Genomic DNA, 10786 nt, shown 5'->3' with positions numbered 1-10786 from the left:
TACGGCGCCGCCTGCTGCTGACCGGTGTTCCAGCCGCCGTCGTACCCGTGCTGCTGCTGGTGCTGGTCGTGCTGGGGCTGGTGAGCCTGCTGGGCGTACGGGTCGTGCGGGGCGCCGTGCTGCTGCTGACCGGCGTACGTGTCCTGCTGGTGCTGCTGCTGGGCCGCGTACGGATCGTGCGGGTGCTGCTGGGCGTAGGGGTCCCGCTGATGCTGCTGATGGGCGTAGGGGTCCGGCTGCCGCGCGTACGGGTCCTGCCGGTAGTCCTGCTGGGCGTAAGGGTCCTGCGCGTAGGACTGCTGCCGGCCGTCGTACTGGCCCTGACCGTGGGCGGCCTGCCGGCCGTCCCATCCCTGGTCCCCCTGGAGCGGGTCCTCGGGGGGCCACGGTTCGGAGCCGGGGCCCCGGCCATACTCAGTCATCGATCCCCTAGAGCCGCGAGACGCGTTCCGTCTCTTCGCTTGGCTGTGCGGTGTCTGTTCGAACACCGGCGCATCGCGCGGAACGTTACCGTATCGCGATCAGACAACCACTTCGACGCCCTCACCGGGTGCGGTGCCTGACGCCCGTTCGGACTCCAGAGCGTTCTGGAGGATCACCACAGCGGCAGCCTGGTCGATGACGGACCGGCCCTTTTTGGACTTCACGCCCGACGCCCGCAGCCCCTGGGCCGCCGTCACTGTGGTCATCCTCTCGTCCACGAGGCGCACCGGGACCGGTGCGACCGCGCGGGCGAGGACCTGGGCGAAGGCCCGCACCTTGGCGGCGGCGGGACCTTCCCCGCCGCCGAGGGAGCGGGGCAGGCCCACGATGACCTCGATCGGCTCGTACTCCTCGACGATCCGGCCGAGCCGCCGGTGGGCCGCCGGGACATCGCGTCCCGGCACGGTCTCCACCGGTGTGGCGAGGATCCCGTCGGGGTCGCACGAGGCGACCCCGATACGGGCGTCCCCGACGTCGACGGCGAGTCGGCGTCCACGGCGCATCTGCGGCATGTCCGTCGTCACGCCGTCTCGGTGACGAGGCGTTCGACAGCGGCGACGGCGTCGCCGATGGCGTCCGGGTTCTGGCCGCCGCCCTGGGCCACGTCCGGCTTGCCGCCGCCACCGCCGCCGAGGGTCTTGGCGGCGGCACGGACCAGGTCGCCGGCCTTGAGTCCCCGCTCGCGGGCGGCCTCGTTGGTGGCGATGACGGTCAGCGGGCGGCCGTTGGCCGTGGTGAACAGGGCCACGACGGCCGGCCGGCCGCCCTGGATGCGCCCGCGCACGTCGAGCACGAGCTTGCGCAGGTCGTCGGCCGAGGTCCCGTCCGGCACCTGTCCGGTGACCAGGGCGAGGCCCCGCACGTCCGTGGCCGACTCCACGAGGCCGGCGGCGGCCGCCAGGACCTTCTCCGCGCGGAACTTCTCGATCTCCTTCTCGGCGTCCTTCAGCTTGCCAAGCATGCCGGAGATCTTCTCGGGGAGCTCCTCGGGACGGCCCTTGAGCAGTTCCTGCAGCTGGGCGACGACCGTGTGCTCCTTGGCGAGGAAGTTGTACGCGTCGACGCCGACCAGGGCCTCGATGCGGCGCACGCCCGAGCCGATGGAGGACTCGCCGAGGAGTTTCACCAGGCCCAGCTGGGCGGTGTTGCGGACGTGCGTGCCACCGCACAGCTCCTTGGAGAAGTCGCCGATGGTCACGACGCGGACCCGCTCGCCGTACTTCTCGCCGAACTCGGCGATGGCGCCCTGCTTCTTGGCCTCGTCGATGGACATGACCTCGGCCTGGACGTCGAGCTCCCGCGCGAGGACCTCGTTGATCTTCTGCTCGACGTCGGTCAGGACCGTGCCGGGTACGGCGGCGGGCGAGCCGAAGTCGAAGCGGAAGCGGCCGGGCGAGTTCTCCGAGCCGGCTTGGGCGGCCGTCGGGCCGAGCGCGTCGCGCAGCGCCTGGTGCGTGAGGTGCGTGGCGCTGTGGGCGCGGGCGATGGCACGGCGGCGCGTGCTGTCGATCGCGGCGAAGGCGGAGGCTCCGACCGTCACCTCGCCGACCTGCACCGAGCCCTTGTGGACCGATACGCCCGGGACGGGCTGCTGGACGTCACGGACCTGGATGACGGCGCCCGTGTCGAGCCTGATGCGGCCCTGGTCGGCGAGCTGGCCGCCGCCCTCGGCGTAGAACGGCGTGCGGTCGAGGACCACCTCGACCTCGTCGCCCTCGGTGGCGGCGGGCGAGGGGACGCCGTCGACGAGCAGGCCGACGATCCTCGACTCGCCCTCGTTGCTGGTGTAGCCGGTGAACTCGGTGGCGCCCGCGGTGTCGGCGACCGCGCGGTAGGCGGACAGGTCGGCGTGCCCGGTCTTCTTGGCCTTGGCGTCGGCCTTGGCCCGGTCCCGCTGCTCCTTCATCAGGCGGCGGAAGCCGTCCTCGTCGACGGAGAGCCCCTGCTCGGCGGCCATCTCGAGCGTGAGGTCGATCGGGAAGCCCCAGGTGTCGTGGAGCAGGAACGCCTTGTCGCCGGCCAGGACCCTGCCGCCGGCGGCCTTGGTCTCGGTGACGGCGGTGTCGAGGATGTTCGTACCGCCCTTGAGGGCCTTGAGGAAGGCGGCCTCCTCGGCGAGCGCGACCGTCTCGATGCGCTTGCGGTCCGTGATCAGCTCGGGGTACTGCTGCCCCATCGTGTCGACGACGACCTCGACGAGGTCGCGCACGACCGGCCCGGTGGCGCCCATCAGCCGCATGTTGCGGATGGCGCGGCGCATGATGCGGCGCAGGACGTAGCCGCGGCCCTCGTTGCCGGGGGTGACGCCGTCGCCGATGAGCATCACCGAGGTGCGGATGTGGTCGGCGACGACGCGCAGCGAGACGTCGGAACCGTGCTCGGCGCCGTAGCGCACGCCGGTGAGCCCGGTGGCCCTGTCCATGACGACGCGCAGGGTGTCGGTCTCGTACATGTTCTGTACGTCCTGCAGGATCATGGCGAGGCGTTCGAGGCCGAGGCCGGTGTCGATGTTCTTCGACGGCAGGTCCCCGAGGATCGGGAAGTCCTCCTTGCCGTCGCCGGCACCGCGCTCGTACTGCATGAAGACCAGGTTCCAGATCTCCACGTAGCGCTCGTCGTTGACGGCGGGGCCGCCCTCGATCCCGAACTCGGGGCCGCGGTCGTAGTTGATCTCCGAGCACGGGCCGCAGGGGCCGGGGACGCCCATGGACCAGAAATTGTCCTTCTTGCCCAGGCGCTGGATGCGTTCCGCGGGGACGCCGATCTTCTCGCGCCAGATCTGCTCGGCCTCGTCGTCGTCCAGGTAGACGGTGATCCACAGGCGCTCGGGGTCGAGGCCGAAGCCGCCGTCCGCCACGGAGGTCGTGAGGGCCTCCCAGGCGTACCGGATGGCGCCTTCCTTGAAGTAGTCGCCGAAGGAGAAGTTGCCGCACATCTGGAAGAACGTGCCGTGCCGGGTGGTCTTGCCGACCTCCTCGATGTCGGGCGTACGCACGCACTTCTGCACGCTGGTGACGCGCGGGGCGGGCGGCTTGACCTCACCGAGGAAGTACGGCTTGAAGGGGACCATGCCCGCGGGGACCAGCAGCAGAGTCGGGTCGTCCGCGATGAGCGACGCCGAAGGCACGACGGTGTGGCCGCGCTCCTCGAAGAAGCTCAGCCAGCGGCGACGAATTTCAGCCGACTCCATCAGTGGTCCTCATTCCGGTTGTTCGAGTTGTGGGGAAGCGTGCGGTAGGTGGCGCGGCGGGTCGTGTCCGCTTCGACGGCGAAGGGCGCGGCGGCCGGGAGTTCGGGGTCGACCGGTGCCTGCAGGCCCAGCGCGCCGCCCAGTTCGGCCTCGCGCCTGACCATGCCCTCGCGCACGTCGAGCGCGAAGTCCCGGAGCCTGTGACCCGCCTCGATCGCCTTGTCGGCGGCCTGCGCCGCGAGGCTCTCGGGAGTCAGCTGCCTGATCTTGCGGTTGACCTTGGTGGTGGCCCACACACCGGCGGCTGCGCCGGCGGAGAACCAGAACGTACGGCGGAACATCGCTGGGTCAGTCCTTCTGTCCGCGGGAGCTGCGGCCGTTCCGCTTCCTGCGGGCGGACGGCACGGTTCGTCCGACGATCACCGTGCGGCGGGGGGTGCGGCGGTCCGCCTCCGGTTCGGGTGCGCTGCGGCGGCCGAGCGCCTGGCGCACCCCGTAGCCGAACGCGGCGACCTTCACGAGCGGGCCGCCGAAGGTGGAGGCGACGGTGGTGGAGAGGGCGGAGGCGTTGGAGGTGACCTCCTGGACGTCGCTCGCGATGGCGTCGACCTTGTCCAACTGGGTCTGCGCGGACCGCAGGGTGGCGGAGGCGTCGGCGAGCAGCGGCACAGCCTGCTCGGTCACGTCCGCCACCAGCGCGGTGGTCGCCCTGAGCGTCTGCGCCAGCCTCACCAGCACCACGGCCAGGAAGGAGACCAGGATCGCCCAGAAGACGGCCACCAGGATCCCGGCCACCTCTCCACCGGACACAGTGCACCGCTCTCTGCTCGTCGCTCGCTCGGGCCGGGGTGTCTCCCGGCCTGCCCGGCCGGCCGTGCGCGTCCTGCCACGGCGGCCGATCGTCGTCCCTCGAGCCTATCGCGCCGGGCGTCGCCCGCCGTACCGCATTACCCGCGGGCGGGGTGGCCCCGGAGGCGGGGAGATTGTACGGAGAGCTTACGTGCCAGTACTCTGCGTGTTTTATGCGACGCACTCAGCGCCCCTTCCCCGCGTCCGACGACGACCCCGCGCCCTGGGCCCCCGCCGCCCGCGGCAATCTGCCCGCCGAACTGAACGCGTTCGTGGGCCGGGAGGCCGAACTCCGCGCCGCCGAGTCGCTCCTGGCGGAGTCACGGCTGCTCACGGTGTCGGGAGTGGCGGGCGTGGGGAAGTCCCGGTTCGCCGCCCAGGTCGCGGTCCGCGCGGAGAAACGGTACTGCGACGGGGTGTGGATGGCCGAGCTCTCGGCCGTCCGCGATCCGGCGCTCGTGGAGCACACCCTCGCCGACGCCCTGGGACTGACCGACCACACCAGCCGGCCGCCCCGCGCCGCGCTGGTCGACCACTGCGCCGGGCGGCGGCTCCTCCTGGTGATCGACGGCTTCGAGCATCTGGTCGACGCGTGCGCCGGACTCGTGCGCGAACTCCTCCGGCGGGCCCCCGGGCTCCGGGTCGTCGCCGCCGGGCGCCGGCCGCTGCGGGTGGACGGGGAGGCGGTGTTCGCCCTGGCGACGATGACGGACGACGACGCGATGGAACTCTTCGCACGGCGGGCCCGCACGGTACAGCCCGGCTTCCGGCTGAACGAGGGCAACCGGGACGCGGCCCGGGAGCTGTGCCGGCGCCTCGACGGCATCCCCCTCGCCCTGGAGCTGGCCGCCGGGCGGATGCGCGCCCTGTCGGTCGGGCAGGTGCTGCGCCGGCTCGACGACAGGTTCCGGCTGCTGACCGGCGGCACCCGCGGCTCGCTCCCCCGCCACCGCACCCTGCGCACGGCCGTCGGCTGGAGCCATGAGCTGTGCTCCCCGGAGCAGCGGCTCCTGTGGGCGCGGCTGTCGGTGTTCGCCGGGCAGTTCGACCTGGAGGCCGTCGAATACGTATGCAGCGGGCCGGAGCTGCCGGCCGACTCGGTGCTGGACGTGCTCGGCGAGTTGATCGCCCAGTCCGTCGTGGAGTGCGACAACTCGGCGGCGGGCAGCCGCTACCGGCTGCTGGACACCGTGCGGGAGTACGGTGCCGAGTGGCTGAGGGCCACCGGGGACACCCAGCGGCTGCGCCGCCGGCACCGCGACTGGTTCCTGGGACTCGCCACCTGGTGCGAGCTGGACTGGTTCAGCCCGCGGCAGGCCGAGGTCGCGGCGCGCGTCGACAGTGAACTGCCGAACCTGCGGCGGGCCATGGAGTGCTCGATGGAGAGCGCCGACGAGGTCCACCTCGCCCAGTACCTCGCGGGCACGCTCTGGTTCTACTGGGTGGGCTGCGGCCGGCTGTCGGAGGGCCGGCACTGGCTGGACCACGTGCTGGAGGAGGAGTCCGCGTACGACCCCTCGCGGCTCAAGGCCCTGTGGGTGCTCGGATACGTCGCCGTGCTGCAGGGTGACCCGGCCGGTGCGGTGGCGGCCCTGCGGGAGTGCCGGGAGGAGGCCGAACTCTGCGGGGACGCGGCCGCCGTCGCCTACGCGGTCCACCGCACGGGCTGCCTCGCGCTCGTCACGGACGATCCGGCGCGCGCCGAGGAGCTGTTCCACGACGCGCTGGCCCGTTACCGGGAGATCGGCGAGCTGAACAGCAACGTGCTGATGGCCCAGGTCGAACTGGCGATGGCGGTCGCCTTCCGGGGCGACCTGGACGAGGCGGCGGAGATCTGCGACGAGGTCCGCGGGGTCTGCGAGGACCACGGCGAGCGGTGGGCCCTGGCCTACTGCCTGTACGTCCTGGCGTACGCGGCACTGGAGCGCGGGCAGTACGGGCGTGCCCGGCAGATGCTCGGGGAGTCGCTGTCGATCGCGCACGCCTTCCACGACCTGCTCGGCACGGTCCTCTCGCTGGAGCTGCTGGCCCTGGTCACGTCGGTGGAGGGTGAGGCGGCGGAGGCCGCCGTCCTGCAGGGGGCCGCCGAGCGGATCTGGCCGTCGGTGGGGCTGCCCGTCTTCGGCTCGGCCCACTACGGCGTGCCCCGCGCCCGGTGCGAGGAGCGGGCCCGTGGGGAACTCGGCGACGCCCGGTACGAGGCCGAGCGGCGCTCGGGGACCTTGCTGGAGGTCGGGACCGCGGTGGCGCGGGCACTCGGCGGGCCGGTCGCGCGGGAGGCGCGCGGCGGGCCGGCCGGGGGAACGCCAAGGCCCGCCGCCTCCCGGAGAACGGGGAGGGGCGGGCCGGAGCTCGGTTGAGAGCTACGCCTGGATCAGCGGGCGTAGTACTCGACGACGAGCTGCTCGTCGCAGATGACCGGGATTTCCTTGCGGTTCGGGTCACGGTCCAGGCGGAAGGCCAGGGCCTTCAGGTTCACCTGGAGGTAGCGCGGGGTCTCGCCGTCGGTGTCGTAACCACCCTCGCGGGCCACCTGGAAGGGGACCTTGGAGCGGCTGCGCTCGCGGACCTGCACGACGTCGTCGGGGCGCACGCGGAAGGACGGCTTGTCGACCTTGCCACCGTTGACCTCGATGTGGCCGTGGACGACCATCTGACGGGCCTGGTAGATGGTGCGGGCGATGCCCGAACGCAGGACCAGGGCGTCGAGGCGGCGCTCGAGCTCGACGACCAGCGCCTCGCCCGTCTTGCCCTCGGCCTTACGGGCGCGGTCGTAGGCGCGCGCCATCTGGCGCTCGCTGATGTCGTACTGCGCACGCAGACGCTGCTTCTCGAGCAGACGGACCTTGTAGTCCGAGTTCTGCTTGCGGCCACGGCCGTGCTCGCCCGGCGGGTAGGGGCGGGCTTCGAAGTACTTGACAGCCTTGGGCGTCAGGGCAATGCCGAGGGCACGCGACTTCTTGACCTTGGGACGCGACTGGTTAGGCACGTTCTCCAGACCTCCGTTGTAGGTTAGGTTAGGCTTACCTTACTCAAGGAGATCGCATGTCTCGCCCTGGGAACACCACACACGTCACGGACAGCACAGACAGCGGCGGCGCGTTCGAAAAAGGCGCCGCTACGACGGAAGGCCGATCTGATCGTGGTCAGCCGCGTCCCAGCGGGCTTGAAAACACTCGGTTGCCGTCAGCAGCCGAACGCACACGAACTCTCGTACAGAGTACCTGCTCCGCGGTGCTGCTCGTACCCGGGCTGGTGGCGGCCCCCGATCACCGGTCCGTACCGGACGACAGGAGCGTCGGGCCGCGGGGCGACCTGTTCCTCCGGTTCCCCGCCGATTCCCCGCTCGTGAGGGCCCTGACCCAGGGCCGGGACGACGAGCCGGCCGCTGTGCTGGAGATCACCGATGTCGCCCCCGTCTCGGTCCCCCACCGGATCCGCGGCCGGGCCCGCGTCGGCGGCCGGCTGTCCTGTGTGCCGGGGCAGGCCGGACCGGGCCGGACGATGCTCCGGCTGGAGACCGCCGAGGCGTTCGTGGACGACCTGTGGGGCGCCGAGGAGGTCACGGCGGACGCCTTCCGCGACGCGGAGCCCGATCCGTTCGTGGCCCACGAGGCGGAGTTGCTCCAGCACCTGCACGCGGCCCACGCGGAGCGGATGGGATCGCTGTCCGCGCTGCTCGGCGAGCGCACCACCCCCGGGTGCGCGGCCCACGGGCCCGACGCGGTGCCGCTGGCGCTCGACCGTTTCGGGCTGCGGGTCCGGTTCGTCGAGGGTGGCCGGGCGTGCTTCGACGCGCGGTTCGAGTTCCCCGAGCCCGTCCGCGAGATCGGCCAACTGCGCCGGGCCGTGCGCACGCTCTTCGAGGCGGCGTCCTGCTGAGGGGCTGCGCCCCGCCGAACGGCCGCGCCCCGCCGGGCGCCGGTGGTCAGGACGGCGCCGGACCGTCCGGCTCCCCGCGGCCGAGCCGCTCACGCACCCGGTCCGCCACGTCGGCGTAGCGGGCCTCCGCGCCGTAGCGCGTGGGCTCGTAGTAACGCCTGCCGCGCACCGCCTCCGGGGCGTACTCCTGGGCGGCGATGCCGCCGGGCACATCGTGCGGGTAGACGTAGCCCTGGGCGTGGCCCAGCTTCGCCGCACCCTTGTAGTGGCCGTCGCGCAGATGCGCCGGGACCGGACCCGCGAGCCCGCGGCGCACGTCCTCCTGCGCGGCGGAGATCGCCAGGGTCGCGGCATTGGACTTCGGGGCCAGGGCCAGGGCGATCGTGGCGTGGCTGAGGGTGAGCGCCGCCTCGGGGAAACCGATCATGGCGACCGCCTGGGCCGCCGCGACCGCCGTGGGCAGCGCTGTGGGGTCGGCGAGGCCGATGTCCTCGCTGGCGGAGATCATCAGCCGCCGGGCGATGAAGCGCGGGTCCTCCCCCGCCTCGATCATCCGGGCCAGGTAGTGCAGGGCGGCGTCCACGTCCGATCCCCGGATCGACTTGATCAGGGCGCTCGCCACGTCGTAGTGCTGGTCGCCGTCACGGTCGTACTTCACTGCGGCGCGGTCGACGGTCTCCTCGAGCGTCTCCAGCGTGATCTCCGCCTCGTGCTTGGCGAGGGCGGCTCCGGCCGCCGCCTCCAGCGCGGTCAGCGCACGCCGGGCGTCGCCGCCAGCGATCCGCAGCAGGTGCGCCTCGGCGGCCTCGGGCAGCGTGACCGCGCCGCCCAGACCCCGCTCGTCGGTCACGGCCCGGCGCAGCAGGGCGCGCAGGTCCTCGTCGGTGAGCGGCTCCAGGGTGAGGAGCAGGGAGCGCGACAGCAGCGGGGAGATGATCGAGAAGTAGGGGTTCTCCGTGGTGGCCGCGATGAGAGTCACCCAGCGGTTCTCCACGGCGGGGAGCAGGGAGTCCTGCTGGGCCTTGGAGAAGCGGTGGATCTCGTCGAGGAAGAGGACGGTCTCCTTGCCGTAGCCGCCGGTCGCGCGGCGCGCGCCCTCGATGACGGCACGGACCTCCTTGACGCCCGCGGTGATCGCGGAGAGCTCGACGAAGCGCTTGTTGGTGGCCTTGCTGACCACGTACGCCAGGGTCGTCTTCCCCGTGCCCGGCGGCCCCCAGAGGATCACGGACGAGGGACCCGCGGGCCCTCCGCCCGCCTCGCCGACGAGGCGGCGCAGCGGCGAGCCCTGCTTGAGCAGGTGCTGCTGGCCGACGACCTCGTCCAGCGTGCGTGGACGCATCCGCACAGCCAGGGGGCTGCTGGACGGGTCCTTCTCCTGGCGGTCTTCGGCGGCTGCGGTAAAGAGGTCGGGCTCCACCCCGAAAGCCTATGCCACCCCGCCGACAGTGCCCCGGCCCCGTCGGCCGCCCCCGGCCCGCCGGCCCGTCCCCGGCTCCGCCGGGCGGCCTCCCGGCTCCGTCTGCCGGTCCGTCCGTCAGCTGGTCCAGAAGTCCCACCAGCGCGTGAGGATCAGCATGCCGATGATGCCGATCCAGAGCACCGGCGGCACCCAGTGGAATTCGGTGAGGCCGTTCCTGAGCCAGGCCGGGGCGGGCAGGACCCGGTGCTTCACGTTGTGCGTGGTGACGTAGCAGAACATGACGATCGTGGCGACCCAGGCCAGGCAGCACCAGAGGCAGAGCGAGTTGATGTTGTACAGCGACTGGTACTGGAGCCACGTGCAGAAGCCGACGCCGAACAGCGTGCCCGCGTTGAGGCCGAGCCAGTACCACGAACGGAAGCGCGCTCCCGCGAGGAGCGCCATGCCGACGGCGATGACCACGGAGTAGGTGGCGATGCCGAGCATCGGGTTGGGGAAGCCGAAGGCGGCCGCCTGCTCGCTCTTCATGATGTTGCCGCACGCGACCACCGGGTTGAGGCTGCACCCCGGGGTGAAGCTCGGGTCCTCGAGCAGCTTGAACTTGTCGATCGTGATCACCCAGGCGGCGAGAAGACCGGCCGCTCCCGTGATCACCAGCAGCAACGCGAGCGCGCGGCTGCCGCCGATGGTCCTCTTCCCGCCGTCCTCGCCCCGCTCCGGGTCCCGCTCGGAGGAGGAGTGGTCTACCGCTGCCATCGTCATATCGCCGTTTCCATCACTGAGTAGCCGGCCGGGGCACGGTCATTGTGCCGCACACCCGGCGCGCCCATCCGTTCGATGCACATAAAGGTGTACGCGCGGAGCGTGCGGGGGCCCGGGTTCCGCGGGACGGGCGCCCGGAGCGCGGAGCCCGCGCAGGACGCGTCCTGGCCGGGGGCGGCGGGACCGCGGCGCACGGC

General features: G+C 72.1%; 10 protein-coding genes and 1 pseudogene. 2 read left to right on the top strand and 9 right to left on the bottom strand.

The genetic code is table 11. The annotated features are described in order from the left end of the window. The 5 genes and pseudogenes from ABZ371_RS22405 to ABZ371_RS22385 all read right to left on the bottom strand — a co-directional run. Nucleotides 1-422 (bottom strand): annotated as a pseudogene (locus ABZ371_RS22405) (hypothetical protein); the annotation flags it as partial. Between the two features lie 99 nt (nt 423-521). Beyond that, nucleotides 522-995 (bottom strand): Holliday junction resolvase RuvX, encoded by a 474-nt coding sequence (gene ruvX, locus ABZ371_RS22400; RefSeq protein ID WP_358682523.1) that lies wholly within the window; start codon nt 993-995, stop codon nt 522-524. 8 nt (nt 996-1003) lie between these two features. Further along, complete coding sequence (gene alaS / locus ABZ371_RS22395; protein WP_358682517.1) at nt 1004-3673, bottom strand: alanine--tRNA ligase; 2670 nt, start codon at nt 3671-3673, stop codon at nt 1004-1006. After that, nucleotides 3673-4014 carry a DUF6167 family protein gene (locus tag ABZ371_RS22390; protein WP_358682514.1) on the bottom strand — a complete coding sequence of 114 codons (342 nt, stop codon included), beginning with the start codon at nt 4012-4014 and terminating at the stop codon, nt 3673-3675. The genes alaS and ABZ371_RS22390 overlap by 1 nt, the downstream gene beginning before the upstream one ends. Before the next feature lie 7 nt (nt 4015-4021). Continuing rightward, complete coding sequence (locus tag ABZ371_RS22385) at nt 4022-4468, bottom strand: DUF948 domain-containing protein (RefSeq protein WP_358682520.1); 447 nt, start codon at nt 4466-4468, stop codon at nt 4022-4024. Between the two features lie 227 nt (nt 4469-4695). On the opposite strand from ABZ371_RS22385, the gene ABZ371_RS22380 reads away from it, so the two are divergent. Beyond that, entirely contained in the window at nt 4696-6882 is a 2187-nt protein-coding gene (locus tag ABZ371_RS22380; RefSeq protein ID WP_358682511.1) for an AAA family ATPase, read from the top strand. Between the two features lie 14 nt (nt 6883-6896). Here ABZ371_RS22380 and rpsD read toward each other — a convergent pair whose 3' ends face one another. After that, on the bottom strand, nt 6897-7511 hold the full coding sequence (gene rpsD / locus ABZ371_RS22375) for a 30S ribosomal protein S4 (protein WP_014157362.1): 615 nt from the start codon (nt 7509-7511) through the stop codon (nt 6897-6899). A gap of 191 nt (nt 7512-7702) precedes the next feature. Here rpsD and ABZ371_RS22370 point away from each other — a divergent pair, with 191 nt between their 5' ends. Beyond that, nucleotides 7703-8404, top strand: coding sequence for a DUF2470 domain-containing protein (locus tag ABZ371_RS22370; RefSeq protein WP_358682508.1), 702 nt, complete (start codon nt 7703-7705; stop codon nt 8402-8404). Nucleotides 8405-8450: 46 nt separating this feature from the next. On the opposite strand, the gene ABZ371_RS22365 is transcribed toward ABZ371_RS22370, so the two are convergent. From ABZ371_RS22365 to ABZ371_RS22355, 3 genes are all read right to left on the bottom strand, one after another. Then, complete coding sequence (locus ABZ371_RS22365; protein ID WP_358682505.1) at nt 8451-9824, bottom strand: replication-associated recombination protein A; 1374 nt, start codon at nt 9822-9824, stop codon at nt 8451-8453. Nucleotides 9825-9941: 117 nt separating this feature from the next. Further along, the gene (locus ABZ371_RS22360) at nt 9942-10589 is read right to left on the bottom strand and encodes a vitamin K epoxide reductase family protein (protein WP_358682502.1); all 648 of its coding nucleotides are present in this window, start codon (nt 10587-10589) and stop codon (nt 9942-9944) included. Then, on the bottom strand, nt 10586-10786 hold a 201-nt coding region (locus tag ABZ371_RS22355), incomplete at its 5' end, for a hypothetical protein (RefSeq protein ID WP_358682500.1). The genes ABZ371_RS22355 and ABZ371_RS22360, both read right to left, overlap by 4 nt.

Source organism: Streptomyces sp. NPDC005899 (assembly GCF_040629645.1).
Taxonomy (GTDB): Bacteria; Actinomycetota; Actinomycetes; order Streptomycetales; family Streptomycetaceae; genus Streptomyces.
This window is presented reverse-complemented; position numbering and strand designations above follow the sequence as displayed.

Bases quoted from the DNA above. Each gene is read 5' to 3' on its own strand.
- ruvX (WP_358682523.1), bottom strand. From the start codon at position 995: ATGCCGCAGATGCGCCGTGGACGCCGACTCGCCGTCGACGTCGGGGAC.
- alaS (WP_358682517.1), bottom strand. From the start codon at position 3,673: ATGGAGTCGGCTGAAATTCGTCGCCGCTGGCTGAGCTTCTTCGAGGAG.
- ABZ371_RS22390 (WP_358682514.1), bottom strand. From the start codon at position 4,014: ATGTTCCGCCGTACGTTCTGGTTCTCCGCCGGCGCAGCCGCCGGTGTG.
- ABZ371_RS22380 (WP_358682511.1), top strand. From the start codon at position 4,696: ATGCGACGCACTCAGCGCCCCTTCCCCGCGTCCGACGACGACCCCGCG.
- ABZ371_RS22360 (WP_358682502.1), bottom strand. From the start codon at position 10,589: ATGACGATGGCAGCGGTAGACCACTCCTCCTCCGAGCGGGACCCGGAG.